General features: G+C 65.8%; 18 protein-coding genes and 1 tRNA gene. 9 read left to right on the top strand and 10 right to left on the bottom strand.

The genetic code is table 11. The features are described from left to right. Window positions 1–217: hypothetical protein (locus tag IGS61_RS18315; protein WP_230540979.1), on the top strand; the 217-nt coding region annotated here is incomplete at its 5' end. A gap of 188 nt (window positions 218–405) precedes the next feature. Here the strand turns inward: IGS61_RS18315 and IGS61_RS18310 are convergent. After that, window positions 406–490: transfer RNA gene (locus IGS61_RS18310), tRNA-Leu, on the bottom strand. 409 nt (window positions 491–899) lie between these two features. Between IGS61_RS18310 and rnr the strand changes: the two genes are divergently transcribed. From rnr to IGS61_RS18290, 4 genes are all read left to right on the top strand, one after another. Further along, window positions 900–3,461, top strand: a complete 2,562-nt coding sequence (gene rnr, locus IGS61_RS18305; protein WP_230540978.1) for a ribonuclease R — start codon at window positions 900–902, stop codon at window positions 3,459–3,461. A 3-nt stretch (window positions 3,462–3,464) separates the two neighbouring features. Further along, the gene (gene rlmB / locus IGS61_RS18300) at window positions 3,465–4,208 is read left to right on the top strand and encodes a 23S rRNA (guanosine(2251)-2'-O)-methyltransferase RlmB (protein ID WP_034784003.1); all 744 of its coding nucleotides are present in this window, start codon (window positions 3,465–3,467) and stop codon (window positions 4,206–4,208) included. 193 nt (window positions 4,209–4,401) lie between these two features. Next, window positions 4,402–5,151: a serine O-acetyltransferase gene (cysE, locus tag IGS61_RS18295; protein WP_230540977.1), complete on the top strand. Its 750-nt coding sequence runs from the start codon at window positions 4,402–4,404 to the stop codon at window positions 5,149–5,151. A gap of 10 nt (window positions 5,152–5,161) precedes the next feature. After that, window positions 5,162–5,860 (top strand): YceH family protein, encoded by a 699-nt coding sequence (locus tag IGS61_RS18290; RefSeq protein WP_076570898.1) that lies wholly within the window; start codon window positions 5,162–5,164, stop codon window positions 5,858–5,860. Between the two features lie 16 nt (window positions 5,861–5,876). Here the strand turns inward: IGS61_RS18290 and IGS61_RS18285 are convergent, their stop codons facing one another. Then, window positions 5,877–6,245, bottom strand: a complete 369-nt coding sequence (locus IGS61_RS18285) for a tetratricopeptide repeat protein (RefSeq protein ID WP_230540976.1) — start codon at window positions 6,243–6,245, stop codon at window positions 5,877–5,879. Between the two features lie 7 nt (window positions 6,246–6,252). Continuing rightward, on the bottom strand, window positions 6,253–6,702 hold the full coding sequence (locus tag IGS61_RS18280; RefSeq protein ID WP_230540975.1) for a DUF4240 domain-containing protein: 450 nt from the start codon (window positions 6,700–6,702) through the stop codon (window positions 6,253–6,255). A gap of 193 nt (window positions 6,703–6,895) precedes the next feature. Between IGS61_RS18280 and IGS61_RS18275 the strand changes: the two genes are divergently transcribed. The 4 genes from IGS61_RS18275 to udk all read left to right on the top strand — a co-directional run bounded on the left by IGS61_RS18275 (window position 6,896) and on the right by udk (window position 10,412). Next, a complete protein-coding gene (locus IGS61_RS18275) occupies window positions 6,896–7,399 on the top strand; it encodes a DUF2199 domain-containing protein (protein ID WP_230540974.1) in 504 nt (167 codons plus the stop codon). Window positions 7,400–7,614: 215 nt separating this feature from the next. After that, window positions 7,615–7,863, top strand: a complete 249-nt coding sequence (locus IGS61_RS18270) for a hypothetical protein (protein ID WP_230540973.1) — start codon at window positions 7,615–7,617, stop codon at window positions 7,861–7,863. A gap of 343 nt (window positions 7,864–8,206) precedes the next feature. Next, window positions 8,207–9,658, top strand: coding sequence for a serine hydrolase domain-containing protein (locus IGS61_RS18265; RefSeq protein WP_230540972.1), 1,452 nt, complete (start codon window positions 8,207–8,209; stop codon window positions 9,656–9,658). Between the two features lie 109 nt (window positions 9,659–9,767). Further along, window positions 9,768–10,412 (top strand): uridine kinase, encoded by a 645-nt coding sequence (gene udk, locus IGS61_RS18260; RefSeq protein ID WP_230540971.1) that lies wholly within the window; start codon window positions 9,768–9,770, stop codon window positions 10,410–10,412. Window positions 10,413–10,440: 28 nt separating this feature from the next. Here udk and IGS61_RS18255 read toward each other — a convergent pair whose 3' ends face one another. The 7 genes from IGS61_RS18255 to IGS61_RS18225 form a co-directional block, all read right to left on the bottom strand. Next, window positions 10,441–11,610 (bottom strand): HlyD family type I secretion periplasmic adaptor subunit, encoded by a 1,170-nt coding sequence (locus IGS61_RS18255; protein ID WP_230540970.1) that lies wholly within the window; start codon window positions 11,608–11,610, stop codon window positions 10,441–10,443. Continuing rightward, window positions 11,607–13,739 (bottom strand): ATP-binding cassette domain-containing protein, encoded by a 2,133-nt coding sequence (locus IGS61_RS18250; protein ID WP_230540969.1) that lies wholly within the window; start codon window positions 13,737–13,739, stop codon window positions 11,607–11,609. The genes IGS61_RS18255 and IGS61_RS18250 overlap by 4 nt, the downstream gene beginning before the upstream one ends. A 28-nt stretch (window positions 13,740–13,767) precedes the next feature. Then, window positions 13,768–14,991, bottom strand: a complete 1,224-nt coding sequence (locus IGS61_RS18245; protein WP_230540968.1) for a TolC family protein — start codon at window positions 14,989–14,991, stop codon at window positions 13,768–13,770. Between the two features lie 180 nt (window positions 14,992–15,171). Continuing rightward, the gene (locus tag IGS61_RS18240) at window positions 15,172–22,197 is read right to left on the bottom strand and encodes a hypothetical protein (protein ID WP_230541029.1); all 7,026 of its coding nucleotides are present in this window, start codon (window positions 22,195–22,197) and stop codon (window positions 15,172–15,174) included. Window positions 22,198–22,955: 758 nt separating this feature from the next. Next, the gene (locus IGS61_RS18235; RefSeq protein WP_230540967.1) at window positions 22,956–23,957 is read right to left on the bottom strand and encodes a hypothetical protein; all 1,002 of its coding nucleotides are present in this window, start codon (window positions 23,955–23,957) and stop codon (window positions 22,956–22,958) included. Then, entirely contained in the window at window positions 23,954–24,826 is an 873-nt protein-coding gene (locus IGS61_RS18230) for an ABC transporter ATP-binding protein (protein ID WP_230540966.1), read from the bottom strand. The genes IGS61_RS18235 and IGS61_RS18230 overlap by 4 nt, the downstream gene beginning before the upstream one ends. Next, complete coding sequence (locus IGS61_RS18225) at window positions 24,823–25,203, bottom strand: GntR family transcriptional regulator (RefSeq protein ID WP_230540965.1); 381 nt, start codon at window positions 25,201–25,203, stop codon at window positions 24,823–24,825. Before IGS61_RS18225 ends, IGS61_RS18230 begins: the two co-directional genes overlap by 4 nt. Window positions 25,204–25,384 lie beyond the last annotated feature (181 nt).

Genomic DNA, 25,384 nt, shown 5'->3' with positions numbered 1-25,384 from the left:
CAAGGGACTCGAACCCCTACACCCGAAGGCACATGGACCTGAACCATGCGCGTCTACCAATTCCGCCACGTGGGCATTGTTACTGCTTGCTGCTTGTCGCTGCGTGTTCTGCAGCGAGGACAAAATCATAAGGGCTGGCGCGCATTCGGTCAATCAACATTTTGCACTTTTCTTCAAGAAACATGTTTTTTCAGCTGAAAATGGCTGTTCCCTATGAGAAAAGGCTAAATCTGCCTCTTTTTTCAGCGCTTTTTCGCCTGTTTCTGTCCTTGGGCTTGCCGCGTGGCCCGGTCGCCGCTGTGCGGCCAGCCAAGTTATGTTGGGGGGGGGGGAGGGATGTCTGGCGCGGAAATGAAAAAAGCCGCAAACTCGTGAAAGTTTGCGGCTCTTTTGCGAATTAGGTAATGGTGCCCACGAAGGGACTCGAACCCCTACACCCGAAGGCACATGGACCTGAACCATGCGCGTCTACCAATTCCGCCACGTGGGCACTGATGCTGCTGTGACTTATTACTTTTACTGCTCGAGTACTTGTTGCAAAATAACTTTACAGCAATTCTGCTATTATAGCGGCTTGAAGAGTTTTGCGCCAGATGAGCTTTCGCTCCATACTGCACATCAACCCTGTACCGCTTTCCTGCAACTGCATCCCCGTGAAGGTTTGTCGCTGCAAGAGACCGAGATTATAGAGCAATATTTGCCGAAGTCAAATGCATTGCGCAGCTTTTCTCCTTTTTTTCATCGGCGGGCGTCTTGTACTGTTTCCGACACGCTGTCCGTTAGGCAAACCAAGGCGTCCTCCGGTACACTACCGGACATCACCGTGTCAATATTGACGGTGATGTCATCGGTCTTTGTCTTCCGTTTGATCACTGTCAATAACAACTATAGAAATACTTTTGAGCCAAAATAACCACACCATCCCCAGCCGGGAGGACATTCTCGGCATATTCCGCAGCGTCAACGCGCCTCTCGATCCGCAGTCTCTCGGGAAAACGCTGCAAGTGCATGCCGATTCCATGGATGTCCTGGTCCGTCGCCTGAAGGCGATGGAGCGCGACGGCCAGCTCAAGTCTGATGCCAGCGGTGTTTTCAGCCTGGCCGACCAGAGCGCGCTCGTCGCCGGTCGCGTCACCAGCCACCGCGACGGCTTCGGCTTCGTCATTCCCGATGACGCCAGCGCCGACCTGTTCCTGCCCGAGAAAGAAATGCAGAAAGTACTGCATGGCGACAAGGTCATGGCCCGCATCGTCGGCACGGACCGCCGCGGCCGCCCGGAAGGCACGATCGTCGAAGTCACGCAGCGCGCCAATACCCACGTCATCGGCCGTTTGATCCAGGAAAACGGCACCTGGGTCGTGGCGCCGGAAGACCAGCGCATCGGCCAGGACATCCTCGTCACCGGTTCGCTGGGCAAGGCGAAGGCCGGCCAGATCGTCAGCGTCGAGCTGACCGAGCAGCCGATGCGCTTCAAGCAGCCGGTCGGCAAGATCGTCGAAGTGCTCGGCGCCCTGGATGACCCCGGCATGGAAATCGAGATTGCTGTACGTAAATTCAACGTGCCGCACATCTTTTCTCCCGCCGCCCTCAAGCAAGCTGAAAAACTGCCGTTCGAAGTGCGCGCCGCCGACCTGAAAGACCGTGTCGACCTGCGCGACGTGCCATTGGTAACCATCGATGGCGAGGATGCGCGCGATTTCGACGATGCCGTGTATTGCGAACCCGTCAAGGTTGGCCGCGCCAACTGCTTCCGCCTGATCGTCGCCATTGCCGACGTCAGCCATTACGTGAAGCCGAACGACGCGCTCGATATCGATGCGCTCGAGCGCAGCACCTCCGTCTACTTCCCGCGCCGCGTGATTCCGATGCTGCCGGAAAAACTGTCGAACGGCTTGTGCTCGCTGAACCCGGCCGTCGACCGCCTGACCCTCGTCTGCGACGCCGTCGTCAGCGACAAGGGCGAGTTGAAGGCCTACCAGTTCTACCCGGCCGTGATCCACTCTGCCGCGCGCCTCACGTATGACGAAGTCGCTGCCGTGCTGGGCAACACCAAGGGACCCGAAGCGGCACGCCGCGCGGACATCCTGCCGCACCTGCAAAACCTGGAAGCCGTCTACCGCGCCTTGCTGAAAGCGCGCACGGAGCGGGGCGCCATCGATTTCGAGACGACGGAAACGTATATCGTCTGCAATAGCGCCGGCAAGATCGAAAAGATCATCCCCCGCACGCGCAACGAAGCGCACAAGATCATCGAAGAGTGCATGCTGGCGGCCAACGTCTGCGCGGCTGATTTGTTGCTGCGCAACAAGCATCCTGGCACCTACCGCATCCACGCCAGCCCGACCAAGGAAAAGCTCACGCAAGTGCGCACCTTCCTCAAGCAGGTCGGCTTGAACCTGACGGGCGGCGACACGCCGTCGGCATCCGATTACCAGACCCTGATGCAGCAGATCAAGCAGCGTCCCGACGCGGCCCTGCTGCAGACGATGCTGCTGCGCTCGATGCAGCAAGCCGTCTATAGCCCGGACAATATCGGCCACTTCGGTCTGGCCTACGAGGCGTATGCCCACTTCACCAGCCCGATCCGCCGCTATCCCGACTTGCTGACGCACCGCGCCATCAAGGCCATTCTGCAAGGCAAGAAATACGAGCCGAAGCTGTCCGATAAAGTCGTGCTGAACACGAATGTGTCGAATGCCACGCGCAAGCAGCAGGCCAAGGACAAGGCCGACGGCAAGCCGAAGAAGACCGATTTGACCATCTGGGACGCGCTGGGCGTGCATTGCTCGGCCAACGAGCGCCGCGCCGACGAAGCGTCGCGCGACGTGGAAGCCTGGCTGAAGTGCTACTTCATGCAAGATAAATTGGGCGAAGAGTTCACCGGCACCATCACCGGCGTGACCACCTTCGGCGTGTTCGTGCAACTGGACACCCTGTTTGTCGAAGGCCTGGTGCACGTCACCGAGCTGGGCACCGATTACTTCCAGTACGACGATGCGCGCCATGAATTGCGCGGCGAACGCACGGGCAAGCGTTATCAATTGACCGACCGTCTGACGGTGCAAGTGGCACGTGTCGACCTGGAAACGCGCAAGATCGACCTGCGCCTGGTCACCGATGCGGAACTGGCGGGCGAAGATGCGCCGGCCAAGCCGAACGGCGGCGGTAAGCGCAAGGGCGAGAAGAAATCCATGGTCAAGCCCGGTCCCGCGACCAAGCAGCGCCACGAGATCAAGGCCAGCGTCAGCAACGGCGGCAAATCCGGCAATGGTTCCGGCGGCCGTTCCAATGGCGCCAAGCCTGCCGCCAAGGCGCAAGCCAAGGCAGCGCCGAAGGCGGCAGCAGCGCCCCAGGCAGCCGCGCCGAAGCGCAGCAAAAAACCAGCCGCGGCACCCGCTGCGGCGGCACCACGAGCAGCAAAAACTGTATCTGCATCAAAAACAAGCAAGAAGAAACGATAAATAATGAAGAATAAAATGATTTTCGGCTTCCACGCCGTCACCTCGCGCCTGCGTCATGAAGCGTCGTCCGTGGAAGAAATTTTCGTCGATGCCAGCCGCGTCGACGGCCGCATGAAGGACATGATCGCCGCCGCCAAGGCGGCCAACGTGCGCGTCATGCCCGTCGATTCGTCGCGTCTCGACAAGATCGTCGGCACGCGCCGCCACCAGGGCGTGATCGCGTTTGCGTCGCAACTGTCGCTGGCGCGCAATCTCGACGAGCTGCTGGACGCCATCGATGGTCCGCCGCTGCTGTTGATTCTCGACGGCATTACCGACCCGCACAACCTGGGTGCCTGCCTGCGCGTGGCCGACGGCGTCGGCGCGCATGCCGTCATCGTGCCGAAGGACCGCGCCGTGGGCCTGAACGCCACGGCCGCCAAGGTCGCCAGCGGCGCCGCCGAAACCGTGCCTTACATCACCGTGACGAATCTGGCGCGCACCATGCGCGAACTGAAGGAGCGCGGCATCTGGTTGATCGGCACTTCGGACGACGGCGAAAAAGGCTTGTACGAAGCCGATTTCACGGGCCCGACGGCGCTTGTCATGGGTTCCGAAGGCGAAGGCATGCGCCGTTTGACGCGCGACACCTGCGATATCCTCGTCAGCATCCCGATGTTCGGCTCCGTCGAGAGCCTGAACGTGTCCGTGGCATCGGGCGTGTGTCTCTACGAAGCCCGCCGCCAGCGTATCGCGAAAGAAGGCTAAAAAAACGTCCAGGGCGGCGTTGCATTGCCTCGCCGTACTTGCGTACTGTCTTCGGCAATGCGCCTTGCCCTGAACGTTTTGTAGCGCTTCTTTGATAAGCCGCCGCCCTTGAGGCGGCGGTTGTTTATCTGCCTCTCCGGCGGCACGCCGCCGAATACGCTACCATTTGCGTTCCACCTTATCCATTTTCATTATGTTCCACCACCTGCGCGAAGATATCAACAGCATCATTGAACGTGACCCCGCCGCCCGCAATGGCTGGGAGGTGCTGACCTGTTATCCGGGCCTGCACGCCATCGTCATGCACGGCTGGGCGCACTGGTGCTGGACGCGGCGCATGAAGTGGGTGGGGCGCTTCATTTCCTATATCGCCCGCATCATCACGGGCATCGAAATCCACCCTGGCGCCGTCATCGGCCGCCGCGTCTTCATCGACCACGGCTTCGGCGTGGTGATCGGCGAGACGGCCGTCGTCGGCGACGATTGCACCATCTACCAGGGGGTCACCCTGGGCGGCACCTCGCTGCACAGCGGCAGCAAACGCCATCCGACCTTGGAGCGGGGCGTCATCGTCGGCGCCGGCGCGCAGGTGCTGGGCAGTTTTACCGTGGGCGAGTACGCCAAGGTGGGCTCGAACGCGGTGCTGCTCAAGCCCGTGCCGTCCGGCGCCACGGCCGTCGGCAACCCCGCGCACATCGTGCAAAAGGATGTCAGCGCCTTGCGCGAAGGCAGCACGGCGCACCTGTTCGCCGCGTATGGCGTCACGCCCAACGGCGACGATCCCCTGTCGAAAGCCCTGCAGGGCCTGATCACGCATGCCGTGGCGCAGGAACAGCGCATCGAGACCATCCTCGCCACCCTGAAGGCGGCGGGCATCTGCTGCCAGGGCGTGCCTGAATGTGATAAATTTGATTCTGAGCAAATGAACAAGCTGGTTGATTAAGGATACAGGCATGAACACTGATGTGACGGCAGGCGAAAAAAGCAATGACAATCCGAATCTGCTCGACCCGTTCGAGATCCGCGTGCTGGCCGTGCTGGCCGAAAAGGAAGCGCTGACGCCGGACAGCTATCCGCTGTCGCTCAACGCGCTGACGAACGGCTGCAATCAATTGTCCAGCCGCGACCCGGTCATGGCCCTGTCCGAGGAAACCGTCTACGACGTGCTGCAGCGTTTGATGCAGCGCAAATTCGTCAACGGCATCACGCAGGCGGGCGCCCGGGTCGCCAAGTATGAACACCGCATGCGCATCAAATGGTCGCTGGAACAGGACAAGCTGGCCATCCTGACGATCCTGATGCTGCGCGGCTTGCAGACGGCGGGCGAAATCCGCAGCCGCAGCGGCCGCGTGCATGAATTCAAGTCCGTGGCGGAAGTGGAATCCGGCCTGCAGTTTCTGATCGACAAATACCCGCCGCTGGTGGCGAAGCTGGCCGTCGCCCCCGGCGCCAAGGAGCCGCGCTACGGCCATTTGCTGGGCGGCGAGGCAGCGCTGGCGCAGAGCGAGACGGCGGCCGGTTTCGCCGGCGCCGTCAGCGCGCCGCAGCAGGGCAGCCGTGTCGCCCAGCTGGAACAGGAAGTGCTGCAATTGCGCAGCGATTTCGATGGCCTGGCGGCGCAGTTCGAGGCGTTCCGCAAGCAGTTCGAATAATTTTCCGGGCACGCGCCTATTGGGCCTGCGCGTCGAAATAGGCGGTCCAGGTGAGGCTGGACGCGGCAAGCCCCTGCGCCTTGCCAAATTGCGCCATGGCCCTGCGGGGTTTTGCCAGTCCCGCCAGGGCCACCCCCAGGTTGTAATGGGTATGGCTGTCCGTCGAGCCCAGCTTGAGCGCCGTTTCCAGTACGTTGACGGCGTCCCGATACTTGCCCTGGTCGCACAGCACGGCGCCCAGGCAAGTGATCAGGGCGGTGTCTTGCCGGGCCCCTTGCCAGGCGCTGCGCAACACGGCTTCCGCTGCCGCCATGTGCGCATCCCATTGCCCGGCATCGCGTTCGGCCAGCGTTATATGAGCCTTGCTCGCGGCGATGGCGTCCATTGCCGCCTTAGTCAGGCCAGGCGGCGGAATTGCTTCCGGTTTCATAATCGACGCTGGCGGTAAACTCCCAGTCATCGGTGTCGCGCCCGGTCTTCTCGGACCAAGCCTCGGGAGCGACGCTCAACAGTTCTTCCAGCCACTCGTCCGTTTGATCGGGCATCAGCGTGGGGTTGGCCAGCACGCTGTCATACGTGGCCTTGCCCGAGCCGACGACGAAACAGCGCGCATGCAGGAAACCGTCATCCGACTTTCCTGAATTGCCGGCATGGTCCGCAAACACCTTGCCATCGAGCTGGTACAGTGCTTGAGCCAGGCACTCTTCGAAGCCCTTGATGTCCTTGACTGGCAACTCGGCGAGTGCTGCGATCAATGGTTCCACCGCAGCATCGGCGTCGCCGTCTTCCAGGGCTGCACGGTCGATTTGTTCTATCAGCTGCCAAAATTTTTCTTCGTTCATTGTTATTCCCTGGTAAATAGTCAATCGATACGGAAAGAGGTCAGGCATGCAATACCGGTGGCGCGAGTCGTCCCGTCTGTGCATCTTGAGCTTGTTTAGAATATCATCTTGCTCGAATGCCAAGCGCGCGGTTTCCCTAAGTAACTATTTTGCGTTCAACACCCCAAACAATTCGAATAAGCGGCTTTTACGCATGAGTTTTTCCTTCCTGTGCCGCTCCTGCGGCGAGACCCACACGGGCATGCCCGGCTTCGGCGCCGACGCACCGTGGCTGTACGAGCAGATGGCGCCCGCCGAACGGACGGCGCGCTGCCAGATGGACAGCGACGCCTGCATCGTCGACGAAGAATATTGCTTCGTGCGCGCCACCATCGACGTCCCCGTGCATGGCTCCGACGAGCCATTCAGCTGGGGCGTGTGGGTGTCATTGAGCGGCGACAGTTTCGACGCCTGGGACGCGTGCTTCCATGAAGCCAGGCGTTCGCACGTCGGCCCCTTCTTCGGCTGGCTCAGCACGCGCCTGCCTGCCTATCCCGACACCCTGAACCTGAAAACCCGCGTGCACCTGCGCGACGACGGCCTGCGCCCGGCGATCGAGCTGGAGCCGACTGACCATCCGCTGGCGGTGGAGCAGCGCGACGGCATCACCGCCGAGCGGGTGGCCGGGCTGTATGCGCAGCTGCTGCATGGCAGCTGACCGCCCGCCAGGTGCCGCTGCCGAGCTCACCGACTGCGCCAGGGGCTCGTCGCGACGGCAGAAGCCGCCATGCATGCGAATGTGACAATGTGTGACTTTTTTTGCATGGCATTTCGTTATGCTCTCGTGCCGCCATCCCATACGGTGAATCATCCGCCACGCTGACGACCAGCCTGGCGGTACAGACATGCATGCAACTACAGGCGGAGAGCGATATGCTAGTGTTAAAGGGTATCTTGTTGTTGTTTATCATCTTTTTTGGCATTCCCAATCAGATCATCGACTACAAGCACCGCAAGAAAAAAGCCTATGAGCCAGGAGATGCGTGGGCTTATTATTCCAGGCTGAGCAAGGAGGGCAGCGCCGAGGGCAAGTTCATGATGTGGTCAGCCTACTGCGGCATTGCCTTCATCGTAGTCGTTCTGGCGTATCTCGCCTTGGGTCTGTTTGGGACCCACCGGTGACCGCCTGCGGCCGGCAAGGCCCGGCCGCCCCGTGGTTCGACCAGCACGGCCCCGCCTGCCGTGGCGTTGCCTGCACGCGCATCGGGCATTTACCGCTTCCATACCCCCCTACGGCAAGCAGGTCATCCGCAAGAAGTACAACTCCGCTGCCCAGCTCATCATGCCGGGCATGACGGCGGCCGTTGCGCCGGAAGAAAAGAAGGAGTGCAAGCGGGCCGCGTACGTGCCGGCGAGCACGGAGCTGCGGGCCAGTCTGCCTTGCAGTATGGATAGTAGGTTCTTCCGACGGCATGCAAGCCGCCCTCGGCAACGAATGGGATGCCATATGATGATGCGAAATGTCTTGACCTTGCTGCTGGCGGCAGGGGTGATTGACGTGCATGCGCAGGGCGACAGCGGCGCGGTGACGGCCCGCAAGGCGCGCGTTGAGAGCGGCTTGCTGCAGCCCGTTGCCGTGCGCGGGGCGCCTGTCCATGCCATGCGGCTGGCCGAGCGGATGCAGGCCCTGAACGTGCCGGGCGTGAGCCTCGCCGTCATTAATGCCGGCGCGGTGGAATGGAGCGGCTCCTACGGCGTTGCCGACGCGCGGACGGGCCGCCCCGTCACCTCCGGCACGCTGTTTCAGGTAGCCTCGATCGGCAAGCCGGTGGCCGCCCTGATGGCGGTGCGGCTCGCGGCCGAGGGAAAGATCGATCTTGATGAAGACGTCAACCGGCGGCTGCGCCAGTGGCAGGTGCCCGGCGCGCAGCCGGCCGTGACGGCCCGGGCGCTGCTCAGCCATACCGCTGGCATGCCAACATTCGGCTTGCCAGGCTACGGCAGCGATGCACCGCAGCCGACGCTGCTGCAGGTATTGGCCGGCTCGCGCCCGGCGACGAATCCGCCCGTCACGGTAGATGCCCGCGTGGGCGGCCGCTACGCGTATTCCGGCCTTGGTTATGTTGTGCTTGAGCAATATCTGAATGACGCGACTGGCTGGCCGTTCGGCGTCCTGGCCGGTGAAACGGTATTTGCCCCGCTCGGCATGCGCGATACGCTCTATGCGCAGTCGCTGCCGCCAGCGCTCGCCACGCGCGCCGCATCTGGCCATGCGCCGGACGGCAGCGTTGTAGCGGGAAACTGGCGCGCCTATCCGGAACTGGCCGCAGCGGGGCTATGGAGCACGGCCCATGACCTGGCGCTGTTTGCGCTCGCCGTCCAGCGTGCTGCATCGGGACAGGATGGGCAACTGATCACGCCGCAGCAGGCAAGGGCGATGCTGACGCCCGTGCGCGGCAGTTATGGCCTCGGTTTCGAACTCGATCATGCGGCAGCTGAACCGGCATTCCATCACAGCGGCTCGAATGCCGGCTACAAGGCGCTGCTGTTTGCGTATGAGCGTACGGGGCAGGGCGCGGTCATTCTCGCCAATGGGGATAACGGCTGGATGCTGATAGAAGAAATCGCGCGCAGCATTGCTGCCGAGTATGGATGGGAAGACTATCGCCCGAGGGAACGCGTCGCCGCCCAGCCGAATGCCGCCTTATTCGCCCGGTTTGCCGGTGATTTTGGCGTGTCCAACACGACGCTGCGCGTCAGCCACGAGAATGGCCGTCTGTATATCGCCGGGCCGCCGGTCGGTCCGGTACCAGTGGAATTGATCCCGGCAGGGGACTACGATTACTTCATGCGTGAAAAGGATGCTACATTGCATTTCGATAAGAATGGCGACGGCAGGATCCAGACCCTTATCTTTGTCGATGGCCGGCCGCGCCAGGGTACGCGGCTTGCCGAGGCAGTGCCGCGCGTCGATTAGCGGATTCAGGGCCAGGGCGGCCGTGCGGCAGGCGCCGCGAAATTGCCGCAACGCTATGTTGCTGCGGCCGCTCCCTGTCGGTACGGCCCCGTTTCCGGTATCATTCGGCATGAATAAGATTTCTTTCCAACCATTTGTCATCGGTGTCGCAGGCGGTAGCGGCAGCGGCAAGTCCACCGTATCCCAGCAAGTGCTCGCTTCGTTCGGCGCCGACATGGTCTCTGTCGTGATGCAGGACGACTACTACCGCGACCAGACCCACCTTTCCCCGGAAGTACGCCGCCAGCAGAATTACGACCATCCGCAGGCGTTCGAGTGGCCATTGCTGGTACAGCACATCCAGGCCTTGCGCAACGGCGAATCGATCGAGATGCCGGAGTACGACTTTACGCTGCACAACCGCTCCGACAGGACCATTCTGGTCAAGCCGGCCCCGGTGATCGTGATCGAAGGCCTGTTTGCCCTGTATGACGAGGACTTGCGCGACATGATGTCGCTGAAGATCTTTGTCGACACGGCCTCCGACGTGCGCTTCATCCGCCGCATGCAACGCGATATCACGGAACGCGGCCGTTCCGTGGAAAGCGTCATCGAGCAGTATCTGGAAACCGTGCGCCCCATGCACAAGCAATTCATCGAACCGACCAAGCGCAATGCCGATGTCATCTTGCCGCACGGCGCGAATGGCCCCGCGGTCGACATGATTACCGCCAAGGTGGCGAGCGTCATCGGCCGCCTGAAGCCGGCCGGCTGAAATTGGCCAGTTGCGGTAGCCCGCTGCCTCAGCGTTCCCCCAGCGACTCCGAAAACGTCTTGGTGATCGGTTTTGTGAGGTAGCGCAAGACCGTCTTGCGGCCCGTGTTGATTTCGACGGTGGCCGTCATGCCGGGCTGGATCAGGATCGGCTCGCCATTCTTGCCCATCAGATTGCGCCCGCTGGTCTTGATCTGCACGCGGTAGTAGGGCTGCTCGTTGCCCTTGTTGTCTTCGCTCAAGGTGTCCGCGCTGATGTAGCTGACGGTGCCGCGCAGGCGGCCGTAGATGCCGTAGTCGTAGGCGTCCAGTTTCACGGCCGTGGGCAGGCCCGGCTTGATGAAGGCGATGTCGGCCGGCTTGACTTTCGCCTCGATGATCAGGTCGTCGTCCGTCGGCACGATCTGCAGGATTTCCTCGCCCGGCTTGGCCACGCCGCCCAGGGTGGTGAGCCGCACGTTGCGCACGATGCCGTCCGTGGGCGCGTAGATGTCGGTGGAACCCAGCTGTTCCTTGCGCTGCGTCACCGTCTGCAGCACGCCGGCCAGGTCTTCCTGGGCTTTCACCAGGTCCGTCTGGCTGTCCTGCAGGTATTTGTTGCGCCGGTTGGTGATCTGCGCCTGGATATCGACCACTTGCCGCCGCAGTTTCAGCACCTCGGCGCGGCTGACGTCCCCCGTTTCCAGCAGCGGCAGATTCATTTCCAGTTCTTCCCTGATCAGCTTCATGGCGCTGTCCAGCGAGCCCACTTCGGCCTGCACGGCGCCCTGGCGCTTGCTGAACAGGGCCAGCTGGTTGGCGCGAAATTCCGGAAACGCCTGCAGTTCGGGCGGGAACTTCGGCGCGCCGCCAAACACCTCCGCCTGCAGGCGCGCCACGGCCGCCTTCAGCCCAGCCGCCTTGGCCGTGCTTTCCAGGTAGCTCGTCTCGGCCCGCGTGCGGTCGAAACGGGCCAGCAGTTCCCCTTTTTTCACGATGCTGCCTTCATGCACGCGCAGCTCGGCCAGCACGCCGCCGTCGGCCACCTGGATGATCTGGTTGCGCGAACTGGCGATCACCTGGCCGTTGGCGCGCGTGACCTGGTCCAGCTCCGCCCACGACGCCCAGGCGATGACACCCGCCAGCGCCGCCGTGCAGCTCCAGATCAGCACCCGGCCCCGTTTGGCTTCCTCTTTCGCTTCGACCTTGGCCAGTTTCATGCGACGGCTCCTTGCGCCACGGGCGCAGTTGCGGCACTGGGTACGGCCTGCGGCTTGCCCGACAGCTTGGCCAGCACAAAGTCGCGCGGCCCGTCAAGCAGTATCCGGCCCGCCTGCAGCACCACCAAGCGGTCGAGCAGGGGCAAGAGGGCGTTCTTGTGCGTGGTGGCGACCATGGTCACGCCTTCGGCCCCCAGTTCGCCCAACAGTCCGACGATGCGCGCCTCCGTCTTCGCATCCATGGCGCCCGTTGGCTCGTCGAGCAGCCAGATTTTCGGCTTGGCCAGCAGCAGGCGCGTGACGGCGATCAATTGCCGCTGGCCGCCCGAGACGCCGCGCCCGCCCTCGGTGATGGCCAGCGCCAGGCCCCGTGGCTGGCCCAGTATCAGCTCGATCAATCCCGTGCGTTTGGCGGCCGCCAGGATCGCTTCCTCGCCCGGGTCGGCCAGCCCCAATAGCAGGTTGTCGCGCAGGGTGCCGCTGAACAGCCGCGTCTCCTGCGGCAGGTAGCCGACCATTTCGCGCACCACGGCCGGCGCCAGCAGGGCCATGTCGACGTCGCCCAGGTACACCTTGCCCTCGGCCGGCTGGTACAGCCCCGAGGCCAGTTTCAGCAAGGTGCTCTTGCCCGAGCCGATGGCGCCCACCAGGCCCACCCGTTCGCCGGGGCGGATGGCCAGGTTGTCCACTTCCAGCGCCACCTTTTGCGCACCGCCATACGTAAAACGGATGCGTTCGAAGCGCAAGCCCGTATCGAGGCTGCGCGGCGTCAGCGCGAACTGCGCGTTGTCCGCTTCATTAGGCAGGCTGATGACCTGTTCCAGGCCGTCGATCGAGGCGCGCGCGTGCGCCCACTGCACCATCACGGCGGGCAGCTGCACGATGGGCATCAGGGCGCGGTTGCTGATGATGGTGCACGCCATCAGGGCGCCCATGGTCATCTGGTTCTCGGCCACGAACCACGCGCCCATGGAGATCAGCGCCACGTTGGTCAGCTGCTGGAAGGCGGCCGTGATGTTTTGCGACAGGGCCGCATAGTCGCGGATATTCTGCTCCGCGTGGCTGGTCTCGGCCACCAGTCCGGCCCAGCGCGCCTGCATCATCCATTCCGCGCTGCTGCCCTTGAGGGTTTCCACGCCATCGACGGCTTCCACCAGCAAGCCCGCCTTGCGGTTGCTGGCGTTGAGGTTCTTGCGCGTATGGCTTTCGATGGCGCGCTGGAACATCAGCCCGCACGCGAGGGCCAGCGGCAGGGCCACCAGCGGCACCGCCACCAGCGGCCCGCCGATGATGGTGATCATGGCGAGAAAAATCAGCGCGAAGGGCACGTCCGTGAGCACGAACAGCGACGTCGACGTGAGCACGCCGCGCACCATTTCAAAGCCTTTTACCTGCGCCGCCAGGGTGCCGACCGAGGCGGGGCGCGCTTCCATGCGGATGCCCAGCATGCGCTGGAAAAACCACTCGGACAGTTCATGGTCGACGTCATTGCACGAGTGGTCGACGATGCGGCTGCGCACCTGCTTGAGGATGAATTCCAGGCCGATCGACAGCGCCACGCCCACCACCAGCACCCACAGGGTGCTGAAACTCTGGTTCGGGATCACGCGGTCGTACACCTGCATGGAAAACAGCGACGTGGCCATGGTCAGCAGGGTCACCAGCGTGGTGGCCAGCACGGCGTCGACAAACACGCTTTTCTTCAGCCACAGGGCGTTGCGCACCAGCCCCAGTGCGCCGGGACGCGCCGTGCTCTTTTCGGGACGGCGCGGCAGGCCCACGCAATCCAGGCCAGCCAGCGATGCCAGCTGCAAGGTGCGGCCATCGATGCCTTCGCCGCGCCAGGCGCCGTCGGCGCCGCGCGATTGCAGCAAGCCCCAGCCCGTGCTGGCGCTGTAGACGGCGAACGGCAGCTCGCCCGGCGTCGGCGCGTGCAGCGCGCGCGCCGCGCCCTCCAGTCCGGCCGCCTGCCAGATGGCGGTAAGGATCATCGCGGGCGCGCCGTTGTCGTCGACGTCATCGAGCTGGCGCTGCAGGTCGGCCAGGCGTGCGGCGGGCACGTGCTGTCCCGTCAGGCGGGCGGCCCGCTCGATGAGTGTCAGCAAGCCATGTTTGAGGGGGGTATCCACGCTGTCTCCCGGTTAGATTCTGCGGCGGTCAGTTGGCGCGCATCGACGCGGCGGGCGCCGTGCGCCCGGCCAGGGTGCCCGTTTGCGCCGCCAGGCGCAGGCTGGCGGCGATCGCCTGCGCGCGCGTGTCTTCCAGCGAAAATTGCGCCTGGGTCGCTTCGCGCACGGCGTTGAGCACATCGTTCCAGCTCTTGCGGCCGATCACGTACTGGCGCGCGTACGATTCGAACACCTGCGTCGAGGTGGCGCTGGCCTCGCCCGCGTTGCCCAGGCGCTGGCGGCTGGCCTCGGCCTCGTTCCAGTCCAGCGTGAAACGTTCGCGCACGTCGCGCTCGGCCGCATCGTGCGCGGCGCGCGCGCCTTCGCGCCGGGCCACGGCGGCATCCACGCCGGCCTTGGCCGACAAGCCGGCGCCCGGCTGCGCCTGCAGCACCAGCATGGCGCGCGTGCGGTTGTCGGCATTCATGCCGCCCGTGGGCTTTTCCATGCGCAGCACTACTTTCGGCATGTAGGCCGAGCGCTGCAGGGTGATGTCCGAGTCGGCGGCCTGCGCCTCGAAAGCGAGGCGGTGCAGGGTGGGGGAGTAGTCGATGGCCTGGCGCATGACTCGCTCCAGGCTGGCGTCGGGCAGCGGTTCGCCCACGCCGATGCCGGTGGCGCTGACGAGGCGCACGGGTTTGCCGGCCAGTTGCGACAGCTGCGCCAGCGCGTTGTCCAGCGCCTGGCGCGCATTCGACACGTCGTTGGCGGCCTGGTAGGCGCGCGATTCGGCCAGGCGCTGATCCGTCTGCGAGCTGACCGACTGCGCCACGCGGCGCTTGATCATGTCCAGCAGGCGCTGGTGCTCTGCCAGGCCCGCTTCCGCCGAGCGCACGCGCGCCGTCTGGCGCAGCGCTTCCGTGTAGGCGGCAATCACGCGCAGGGATAGGCTCAGGCGTTCTTCCTCGATGGCCGCGCCCGCCGCGTCGACCCGGCTGCCGGCGGCATCGATGCCGGCGTCGATGCGCCCGCCGCTCCACAGCGGCTGCTCGATGCGCACCACGCCGCCCGTTTCCTGCGAACCGGCGGGCACTTCAGCCGACAGGCTGGGAAAGCGCTGCCATTGCGCGCCATCGAGCTCGGCGCGCGCGGCCGCCTGCGCCGAGCGCTTGCCCTGGACGGCCGGATGGCTTTGCAGCGCCTGCTGCAAGACCTGGTCGAAGCTCCAGGCGGTGGCGCCCTGGGCGCCGGCGAAAGGGGATGCCGATGCCATGGCCACGGCCGCCAGCAAGGCCGCGATGCGTGGCAGAGAGAATAATGCTGCGGAACCGCTTGATCTCATCCCGTATTTTTCCGGCACCAGGCCTGACGCATTTCAAGGTATGGGCGGGAGCGCGCTGCCGTGCGCTCCCGCTGCCGTGCCAGGCGCGGCGCCTGGCGTGGAACCACGGCGTCAGACCACGAAGTTGGCCGCCGTCAGCTGCGTGATGTTCACCCCGCTCAGCAGCACCAGCGCCGTGTCGATGGCGTTGGCGTTGCTCAGGTCACTCGAGTGATACACCGTCACGGCGCCGCTGTTTTGCGCATCGGCGATGACGATGTAGCCCTGGCCGGACAGGACGCTGTTGTCGGCCGCGATGGCGCTGGCGGCCGCGCCGATCGACACGGACGTGCCGTCGAAGATGAACAGGTTGTCGTTGCCAAAGTCGGTGCCCACGTTGACGTTCACCGCCACCGATGCCGTCAGGTGGGCGATGGCCGACATGTCGATCACGTCGCCGCCGGCGGCCGGCAGGCCCGTGCTGAAGTCGGCCACCGTCAGCGGGTTGTGCAGGGCGTTCTGGCTGAGCACGAACAACTGGCTCGCATCGGTCAGGTCGGCCTGGGCCTGGGCTGCCGCTGCCGCTGCGGCATCGGCGTTCGCCGCCGCCGTCAGCGCGTTGGCGTCCGTCAGGTCCGCCTGCGCCTGCGCTTGCAGGGCGGCGTTGGCGGCCGCGTCGGCTGCCAGGTGCAGGGCGTTGGCGTCCGTCAGGGCTGCCGTCTGCGCCGCCGCCAGCGCCGCTGCCGCTGCCGCATCGGCGGCCTGGGTGAGCGCCAGTGCGTCGGTCTGGTCGGCCAGTGCTTGCACGGCGGCGGCGTGGGCGGCATCCGCATTCGACACGACGGCCAGGGCATTGGCGTCCGTTTGCGCGGCGATGGCATTCGCTTGCGCCAGGGCGATGTCGGCTGCCTGCGCGTCGGCATTGGCCTGGGCCGCCGCCGCGTCGTCCGCCTGCGCCGCGTTTGCATTGGCATGCGCTTGCGCCGCAGCCGCTGCCGCGCTGGCGGCGGCGGCATCGTCGGCTTGCGCCGCTTGCAGGGCCAGCAGGGACGCGGCTGCCTGTGCCTGCGCCAGCGGCGCGGCCGCATCGGCTGCATGGGCGGCCAGCGCCGCTGCCGCGGCGTTATTGGCGTTGAGGGTGGCCGCCGCCGCGGCCGCGTCGTCGGCCTGCGCCTGCTGCGTGAGGGCCAGCGAGGCGGCGGCCTGGGCGGCAGCTGCCGCGGCGGCGTCATCGTCGTTCTGTGCAGCGGTGGCCGCTGCCAGTGCGCTGGCCGCCGTCGCTGCCGTGCTGACGGCAAGGGCGTCGGCGGCGATGGCTGCCGTGTGCGCGGCGGCGGCGGCGGCGGCATTGGCCGCAGCCTGGTTGGCCGCCGTATCGTCGGCTTGCGCTGCCTGCGCGGCGAGCAGTGCGGATGCCGCTGCCGCGGCGCTGGCGGTGGCGGCCGCATCGGCGGCTGCTGCTGCCGTGGCTGCCGCTTGCGCGAGGGAGGCGGCAGCTGCGGCATCCGCTGCAGCCTGGTCGTCGGCGACGGCGGCGTTGTGCGCGGCCTGGGCGTTGGCGGCGTTGGCCGCTGCCAGCGCTGCCGCCGCGTCATCGGCTTGTGCCGCCTGCGTGGCGGCCAGGGTAATGGCGGCGGCCGTCGCTGCCGCTGCTGCAGCGGCATCGTCGGCATGCGCATTTTGCGCTGCCTGCTGGGCGGCGGCTGCCGCGGCGGCGGTGGCGGCGACGTTGGCGTCGGCGGCGAGGGCCGCGTCGAGCGCCAGTTGCGCATTCGCCGCTGCCGTGGCGGCCGCTGCCGCCGTGGCGTCGTCGGCCTGGGCATTGAGGGTGGCGGCAAGGGAAATGGCCGCTTGCGCCGCCGCGGCTGCCGCGGCGGCATCGGCATTTTGCGCCGCCACCGCCGCCGCATGCGCCGCAGCCGCATTCGTGGCAGCGGTGGCGGCCGCCGCATCGTCGGCCTGGGCCGCTGCCAGTGCCGCATGGGCCGCTGCCGCATTGGCATTGGCCTGGGCCGCGTCATCGGCCGCGCTCTGGGCGGCGAGGAGGAGGTTCAATTTCAGGGTCTTGTCATTGTCGGCATCCGTGGCGTTGGTATCGGCCGTCACGGCGGCGTTCAGGTTGGCGATGGCCGCGTTCAGCGCGGCATGGGCATCGAGGGCTGCCGTGTCGGCCAGTTGCGCGGCCAGGGTGGCGGCCGCCGAGAGGGCTGCCGTATGCGCGGCATTGGCGGCGGCATCGTCGGCGGCCAGCGCCGCGCTGGCGGCTGCCAGTGCGTTGTTGGCCGTCGTGGCAAGGGCCGCCAGGGCGCCATCGGCCAGCAAGGCCGCATCGGAAAGGAGCTGGGCCGCCGCTGCTGCCGCCGCCGTGCTTGCCGCCGTGGCGTCGTCGCCCAAGGCGGCATTGGTGGCAGCGAGCGAGGCGCTGGCAGTCAGTATCGCCGCGTTGAGTGTCGTCGTGGCGGCAGTCAGGGCCGCTTGCGCGTTGCTGGCCGCCGTCGCTGCGGCGCTGGCGGCGTTGTCGTCGGCCAGGGCCTGGTTCAGCGCGGCCAGCGCGCTCGCTGCCGTCGCCGCGGTCGTGCCGACGGCGAGATCGGCCGCCTGCGCGGCTTGCGTGGCTGCCAGCGAGATGGATGCCGTGAGGGCGGCCGCGGCGGCCGCGGCATCGTCCGCTTGCGCGTGCTGCGTGGCGGCGGCCGAGATGGCGGCCACGGCGGCGGCGGTGGCGGCAGCCGTGTCGGCGGCGGTAGCGGCGGCGGCGGCGGCCGTTGCATTGGTGGAGTTCAGCACGGCGGCGGCGGCGGCCGCATCGTCGGCCAGGGCCGCATTCAGCGAAGCGAGCGCGTTGGCGGCGATGGTGGCGGCGCTGGCGGCGGCATTGTCGGCGTTTTGTGCTGCCTGCGCAGCGGCCAGCGAGGTGGCGGCCAGAGTCGCTGCCGTCGCTGCCGCCAGGTCGTCGGCGATGGCGGCGGCGGTGGCTGCGTTTGCCGTCACGGCGGCAGCGGCCGTGGCGGCCGCATTCGCGTCAGCGGCCAGTGCCGCATTCAGGGCGGCCAGGGCATTGGCGGCCGTCGCGGCCGTCGCGGCGGCGGCCGCATCGGCCGCCTGCGCGGCCTGGGCCGCTGCCAGCGAGGTGGCGGCCACGCCGGCCGCAGTCGCCGCAGCCGTATCGTCCAGTTGCGCCGCCGTGGCTGCCGCCTGGGAAGTCAGGGCCAGGGTGGCCGCGGCGGTGGCGGCATTGTCGGCTGCCACCGCATTGTTCAGGGCCGTCAGCGAGGCGGCCGCCGTGGCCGCCGCCGAGGCGGCTGCCGCATCGTCCGCTTGCGCCGACTGTGCGGCGGCGAGCGACAAGGATGCCGTGGTGGCGGCAACGGTGGCGGCCAGCGCGGCCACCAGGTCGAGCGGGTGGGCCGCCGAATAGGCTGCCAGGGCAGTGGCATTCGCGGCGTCGTTGTTGGCGACGGTGGTCAGCGCGGCCGCATCCGTCAGGGCGGCCTTGGTGGCGGCCACGGTGGCGGCCGTGACATTGAGCGTATGTTGCGTGCCCAGCAAGACGGCGTCGGTGAGGCCGGCGACGCTGGCGGCGGTCGCGGCGGCGGTGGCATTGACGGTCGCCACCAGGCCCAGGGCGACGGCATCGGTCAGGCTGGCCGTGGTTTGCGCGGCGGTAGCGGCAGCCGCGTCGACGGTTGCCGTCAGCCCCAGGGCGACGGCGTCGGTCAGCGCGGCGGTGGCGGCAGCCGTGTTGGCGGCGGCCGTGGCGGCCGTCGAAACGGTGCCCAGGGCAACGGCATCGGTCAGGTTGGCGGTGGTGGCGGCCAGGCTGGCGGCCGTGCTGGCGGCCGTCGAGACGAGGCCCAGCGCAACGGCATCGGTGAGGTTGGCCGTCGTCTGGGCCGTGGCGGCGAGGGCGGCATTGGCCGTGGCGACCAGGCCCAGGGCCGTGGCATCCGTCAGCGCGGCGGTCGCCGCAGCCGTGTTGGCGGCGGTGGTGGCGGCCGTCGAGAGGGTGCCGAGGGCCACGGCGTCGGTCAGATTGGCAACATTGCTTGCCGTATTGGCGGCCGCAGCGGCAGCGGCGGCGGCCAGGCCCAGGGCGGCGGCATCCGTCAGGTCGGCCGTTGTCTGCAAGGCGGCAGCGGCGGCCGCATCGGCCGTGGAAGCAAGTCCCAGCACCGTGGCGTCCGTCAGCGCCGCCAGGCTGGCGGCCGAGGCGGCGGCCAGGCCATCGGCCGTGGAAATGAGGCTCAGCGCGGCGGCATCGGTCAGGCCGGCCGTCGTGACGGCCGCGGCGGCGGCCACATCGGCGGCCGACGATACCGCGCCCAGGGCCACGGCGTCGGTCTGGCTGGCAACAAATTGCGCCGTGGCCAGGGCGTTTTGCGCCAGCGTATTGGCGGCCGTCAAGGTGGTGACTGCTGTCTGCGCGGCAACTTCAGCGGCGGCGTCGGCAGTGGAGATGATGCCCAGCGCGCCGGCGTCGGTCAGCGCGGCCGTGGCGGCGGCGCTCGTGGCGGCGGCCTGAGCGGCGGCAGCCGCGCTGACGGCGGAGATATCGATTCCGCCCAGCTGGGCGGCCAGTTCCGCCGCCGAGACGGCGCTGGCGGCGGTGGCGGCAAGCGCTGCGGCGTCGGTCAGGTTGGCGGTGGCTTGCGCGATGTTCGCCGTCAGCGCATCGGCGGTGGAAATGCCGGCAAGGATGGTCGCATCGAACAGCGCGGCAGTGATATCGGCATTGTCGGCATCGAGCTGCAAGGTATTGACGGTGGCCGTCAGGTCGACGACGCTGGTCTGGCCAGCCGTGACGTTGGCGGCCAGGGCGGCGAGGTTGGCGAGATTGAAGGCATTCAATGCGACGTTGACGTCCAGCAGGCTGGCTTGCATATTGGCGGCGGCCGCATCGGCATCGGCCTGGTCGGCGGCTTGTTGAAGAGCAACAACATCGGTCTGGCCGGCAACGGTTTGCGCATTGGCGGCATCGCTGGCGGCCGCCGCATCGGCAGCGGCCAGGGCCGCCGCATCCGTCTGGTTGGCCGTCGTTTGCGCCGTCAGCGCGGCGGCGGCATCGGCGTCGGAAATCACTTGCAGCGCGGCCGCATCGGTCAGCCCCGCTTGCGTGGCGGCGCTGGCGGACGTGCTGGCGGCCGCATCGGCCGTGATTTGCAGGGCGGCCGCGTCGCTCAGACTGGCGGCGGCGACGGCATTCGCGGCCACGGTGGCGGCGGCTGCTGCTGCGGCGTCGAGTACGGCGGCATCGGTGGCGTTGGCGGTGACGGCCGCTGCAGCCGCGGCGGCGGCGTCGGCATCGGAAATCAGGGCCAGTGCCGCAGCATCCGTCAGGCCGGCCTGGAATTGCGCGGCGTCCGACGCCAGGGTGGCGGCATCGGCGATCAGCCCCAGGGTTGGCGCGTCGGTCATGTTCGCCTGCGTCTGTGCATTGGCGGCGTCCGTCGCGGCCGCATTGGCGGCGGCCTGCAGGGCGACGGCGTCCGTGGCGTTGGCGATCGAGGCGTCCTGGGCGGCGACGCCGGCAGCGGCGTCCGCTGCCATGCTCAAGGCGACGGCATCGGTCAGGCCCGCTTGCGTGCTGGCCGCGGCGGCGGCACTCGCTGCGGCGGTGGCGGCGATGCCCAGTGCGGCGGCGTCGGTGGCGGCGGCGAGGAGGGCGGCATTTTGTGCGGCGGTCGTGGCGGCATTCGAGGCGGCGGCCAGGGTGGCGGCATCGGTGGCGGCGGCCACGCCGGCGGCTGCGGCGGCATTGGCGGCATCGGCATCGGAGACGAGCGCCAGGGCGGCGGCATCCGTCAGGCTGGCCTGGATGCCGGTGGCGACGGCAGCGTTGGCGGCGGCGCTTGCCGCCAGGTCCAGCGCGGCGGCGTCCGTGGCATTGGCCAGCGCCGTGGCGGCGGCGGCAGCGGCGGCATCATTTGCCGAGATGACACCGAGCGCCGCCGCATCGGTCAGCGCTGCCTGGGTGTTGGCGGCGTTGGCGACGACGTCGGCCGCATCGGCGATGGCTTGCAGCGCCGGGGCGTTGGTCTGGTCCGCTTGCGTCTGCGCCGCATCGGCGGCGGCGTGCGCGGCGGCGGCGTTGGCGGCGGCCGTGGCGGCAGCCGCATCGGCGTTTTGTGCCGAGGTGGTGGCGGTCTGGGACGCGGCGGCGGCGTTGGTGGCAGTAGCGGCAGCAATGTCGTCATTCGTGGCGGCGGTAGCGGCCGCTTGTGCGCCGGGTACGGCGGCGGCCGTGCTGGCCGCCAGCATATCGTCGCTGGTGGCGTCATTGGCGGCGAGCAAGGCTGCCGCCGCGGCGGCGGCGGCCTGCGCCGCCAACTGGTCTGCCTGGATGGCGGCATTCGCCGCGGCCAGCGATGCTGCTGCCGTGGCAGCTGCCGCGGCGGCTGCGGCGTCATCGGCCAGGGCATTGGCGGCGGCGGCGGCCGCTGCGGCGGCGGCCAGCACGGCGGCGTCGGTCACGACGGTGGTGCTGGACTGATTTCCTGTGCCGCCCTGGCCGCCGGTGGAGCCGCCCGTGCCCGTGCCCGTGCCACCGGTGCCGCCCGTGCCCGTACCCGTACCGCCGGTGCCGCTACCTCCTGTCCCCGTGCCACCCGAACCGGCACCGCCGGCCGCGGCACCGCCTCCGCCGCCCGCTGCCGCGGCAACCAGGCCAAGGCCGCCGAGTACGCCCAGCACGCCAAGTCCGCCCTGCCCATCTGTAACGCCGGCTCCGGCTCCGGCACCCGCGCCAGCCGATGTTCCGGCGACATCGACGACACTGCCGCTGGGGATGCCGGCGGCGCCCGCGCCAGTGCCCGCCGCGCCCGTGGCAGCACCGTTGTTATCGCTTTGCGGCGTGCCGAGGTCGGCGCCAGCCTGACCTGCGGCCGCGCCGCTGCCGCCTGCGGCCAGGGCCGCCGCTGTCACGGCCGCGGCCGTGCCCAGGGCGGCGGCATTGCCGTTATCGGCGCTTTCCGTGACTTCCACGACATTTTCAGGCGGCATGGTCGCACTGGCATCGGCCCCTTTTATCAGTTCATCTTCGTCATATTGCTTGCGGTCGCCATTTTTTGGATTGACGGCCTTTTTTGCGGGTGTCGCGATCTTGGCGGCAGCGCCTTCGGCATTGACGGGAACTTGTGCTGGATTCGGGGTGGTGGCCATTTGAAATTCTCCGGAATAGGTTATGTGTTCGTTCAATTTTTCAGGATATTAAAAATCAATAATGAAATTCTTTTCCTTGATTACTCCGGCGAGGCTTGGGCCGTGGTCGAACTTGGGTATTGCTGATGTGGGTGATGAAAGTAAAACATAACTGGAAAAAAAGCGCTGGCACAACAGAACACTTATCCAGAGATATTAAAAATATCATTTTTATAGTTGTTTCGCATGGCGCCATTTTTTCGTATTCTGTTTCGCCTGCAACTGGCTGGTCAGGCGATACTCAGCGGCAGGGATCGGTGTTGGCATGTGGTTTCTAACTGTATTCCCCTCTGGTGATGGTTTCAATTTTGAGACTTTTAATTTCATTTTGATCACTTTTCATGCCACTATTCTGTCAAGCTTTGCGCAAGTGAATAATCACGAATTGTCACGAAATGGGACTTTACGGCTGAATCTGCTGACATGCTCCGGTATTTCCGCATTGTTTATTAAAAAAACATATCGCTATCGAATTGCAAGCTGTTGCTTTTTTGTATGGAAATTGTCAAATGTAATTGGGAATAAAATACGATAGAAATAATTATTTGTAATTCTTATATCGTATTATTGCTATCAATTGAATAGCCTGAATGCGGTAAGGGATCTTTCATAATAACTATCAGTGCGGTAGTTATTCTTTCAGGACGGGGATTGGGGCGGAAATGGAAAACGCCCCGACGGGCGGGGCGTTTTTTTTACGGGGCAGTGATGTTGCGCCGTCAGCCTTCCTCGCGCCAGCGGCGCAGGCGGATGGCGGCGTAAATCAGCGCGGCGCCCGCCGCCGCACCGAGCCAGACGGCAGGCAAGGCCAGGCTGGACCAGGAATTGCTGAATACATCGATGCGCGTCATGTGCGAGCCCCCCTCTGCCAGCGCGTGCATGTGCGGCAGCAGTTCCGGTTCGAACAGGTACCAGCTGCCGGGAAGTGTGCCCAGCAGGGCGCGTCCGATGACATTCATCTGTATCCACTCGACGCCGCTTTCCGTCTGCGTCAGCTTGCCGGCCCAGACCGTCAAGACGAGCAGCAGCAGCGGCACGCCGACGGCCCAGAGGAAGACTTTCGACCTGGCCCAGCTCGAGACCATCAGCAGCCAGCCGACCGTCGGCAAGGCCCACAGGCAATACACGGGCAGCAAGCCGAACACGCGCAGCGGTCCCAGGTACAGGCCAGGGGAGGCCAGCAGTTCGGCAAACACGTGGATGCCGTTGGCCGCCAGCACGCCGCTGAGGATCAGGATCAGGGCCAGCGACGTCAGGCTGGCGGCGGCGGCCAGGAGCAGCGGCGCGACCAGCAGGGCGATGGCCGCCTTCGACAGCACCGTCTGCGCATCCGAGACGGGCAGCGATTTCCAGAACAGCACGCTGCGGTCGCGGCGGTCGTCATGCAGTGCGCTCAGGCAATAGAAAAACACGAGGAATCCCAGTGCCAGGAACAGCGGCGCGGCCGCGTACGTGTAGTTATTGGCGACGGCGTCGATGATTTCCGCGCGGCGCGGGCCGAAGGTGCGGGTATTGAAGACGGTGCTCCAGGAAATTTCCTCGCCATTGACGATGAGCGCCGTGTGCATCTTGGTCCTGGCGACGGTCGCGGCCGCCATCAGGGCGCCCAGCACCGTCATGACGATGCCGATGATGGCGGGCGTCCACACCAGCATGCCCTTGTGTTCCCACAATTCACGCCGGAGCAGCCACTGCATTTTGTTCATGGGGGAAATACTCATTGGTACGATCCTTTCATGGTCGCGACAAACAGGTCCGCCAGGCTGGGCGTGCGGACTTCGCCCAGGGCGGCCAGCTGGGTGCGGGCGACGCCGTCGAACAGCATCACCGACTTGCCGAACACGCTGCGTTCGCTGATCGGCTGCAGGGCGCGCGCGGGATTGACGTGCTGCGGGCCCACCATCACTTCGATGTAGCGCTCGCCTACCTCTTCCATGCTCGAGGCCAGCACGATCTGGCCGTCGCGAATGAACATCAGGTCGCTGAGGATGTGTTCCACTTCCTCGATCTGGTGCGTGGTGATGACGATGGTCTTGTTTTCATCGAAATAATCTTCCAGCAAGTTCTGGTAGAACTGCTTGCGGTACAAAATGTCCAGGCCCAGAGTCGGCTCGTCGAGCACCAGCAGTTTGGCGTCGATGGCCATCACCAGTGCCAGGTGCAGCTGCACCACCATGCCCTTGGACATGGCCTTGACCTTCATCTTCGGCGACAGTTTGGTGTGGGCCAGGTAGCGTTCGGCCTTGCTGCGGTCGAAACGTGGATGCACGCCGGCAACGAAATCGATGGCGTCGGCCACGCGCAGCCAGCCTGGCAGGATGGCCACGTCGGCGATGAAGCACACGTCTTCCATCAGCGCGTCGCGCTGCACGCGCGGATCGCGCCCCAGCACCGACAAGTCGCCATCGAAGCCCGTCAGGCCCAGAATGGCTTTCAGGGTGGTGGTCTTGCCGGAGCCGTTAGGCCCGATCAGGCCGACGATGCGCCCCGGCGCGATATCGAAGCTGATGCCGGCGATGGCCGTCTGCTTGCCATACTGCTTGCGCAAGCCGCGCGCGCTGATGACGCTGTCCTTGTTCAATGCATTCATGCGCTCTCTCCGTGTGCGCCGCTGTCGCGGCTTGCTTGCAGTAGTTGATCGAGGTCAAGGCCCAGGCGGGTGATGTGTTCCAGCAAGGCCGGCCATTCTTCGCGCAGGAAGCGCTCGCGTTCGCTGGCCAGCAATTTGTCGCGGGCGCCTTCCAGTACATACATGCCGAGTCCTCTGCGTTTTTCCACCAGGGCATCGTCGACCAGTTCCTGATAGGCGCGCGAAACCGTGATGGGATTCAATTGATAATCGGCCGCCACCTGGCGCACCGACGGCAAGGCGTCGCCGGATTGCAGCACGCCATCGAGCATCATGCCCACCACCCTGGCCTTGAGCTGGCGGTAGATGGGGCTATTGTCGTTCCATTCCGTGCTCATGGGATGCGCTCCGACAAGGGCGGGGCGGTGCGGCGCGTAAAAAATGCTGTCGGCATGGTGGCTCCGTGATGTATTGAGTTGGTGTTGTAGTTAACTATAACAGTGAAAATGCAAATGTCAACATTTTGATGCTTTTCTATCCATGAGGAAACTATAATGTTGCGTGTTTGAGAATCTTACT

It is taken from the genome of Janthinobacterium sp. FW305-129, from assembly GCF_020858115.1.
Classification (GTDB): domain Bacteria; phylum Pseudomonadota; class Gammaproteobacteria; order Burkholderiales; family Burkholderiaceae_D; genus Janthinobacterium.
The sequence above is the reverse complement of the archived record's forward strand: the minus strand, read 5'-3'. Positions and strand labels throughout refer to the sequence as shown.

What these genes read in the sequence shown, in the direction of transcription:
- rlmB (WP_034784003.1), top strand. Translation starts at nt 3,465, where the DNA reads ATGAAGAATAAAATGATTTTCGGCTTCCACGCCGTCACCTCGCGCCTG.
- cysE (WP_230540977.1), top strand. Translation starts at nt 4,402, where the DNA reads ATGTTCCACCACCTGCGCGAAGATATCAACAGCATCATTGAACGTGAC.
- IGS61_RS18290 (WP_076570898.1), top strand. Translation starts at nt 5,162, where the DNA reads ATGAACACTGATGTGACGGCAGGCGAAAAAAGCAATGACAATCCGAAT.
- IGS61_RS18285 (WP_230540976.1), bottom strand. Translation starts at nt 6,245, where the DNA reads ATGGACGCCATCGCCGCGAGCAAGGCTCATATAACGCTGGCCGAACGC.
- IGS61_RS18280 (WP_230540975.1), bottom strand. Translation starts at nt 6,702, where the DNA reads ATGAACGAAGAAAAATTTTGGCAGCTGATAGAACAAATCGACCGTGCA.
- IGS61_RS18275 (WP_230540974.1), top strand. Translation starts at nt 6,896, where the DNA reads ATGAGTTTTTCCTTCCTGTGCCGCTCCTGCGGCGAGACCCACACGGGC.
- IGS61_RS18270 (WP_230540973.1), top strand. Translation starts at nt 7,615, where the DNA reads ATGCTAGTGTTAAAGGGTATCTTGTTGTTGTTTATCATCTTTTTTGGC.
- udk (WP_230540971.1), top strand. Translation starts at nt 9,768, where the DNA reads ATGAATAAGATTTCTTTCCAACCATTTGTCATCGGTGTCGCAGGCGGT.
- IGS61_RS18255 (WP_230540970.1), bottom strand. Translation starts at nt 11,610, where the DNA reads ATGAAACTGGCCAAGGTCGAAGCGAAAGAGGAAGCCAAACGGGGCCGG.
- IGS61_RS18245 (WP_230540968.1), bottom strand. Translation starts at nt 14,991, where the DNA reads ATGGCATCGGCATCCCCTTTCGCCGGCGCCCAGGGCGCCACCGCCTGG.
- IGS61_RS18240 (WP_230541029.1), bottom strand. Translation starts at nt 22,197, where the DNA reads ATGGCCACCACCCCGAATCCAGCACAAGTTCCCGTCAATGCCGAAGGC.
- IGS61_RS18235 (WP_230540967.1), bottom strand. Translation starts at nt 23,957, where the DNA reads ATGAGTATTTCCCCCATGAACAAAATGCAGTGGCTGCTCCGGCGTGAA.
- IGS61_RS18230 (WP_230540966.1), bottom strand. Translation starts at nt 24,826, where the DNA reads ATGAATGCATTGAACAAGGACAGCGTCATCAGCGCGCGCGGCTTGCGC.
- IGS61_RS18225 (WP_230540965.1), bottom strand. Translation starts at nt 25,203, where the DNA reads ATGAGCACGGAATGGAACGACAATAGCCCCATCTACCGCCAGCTCAAG.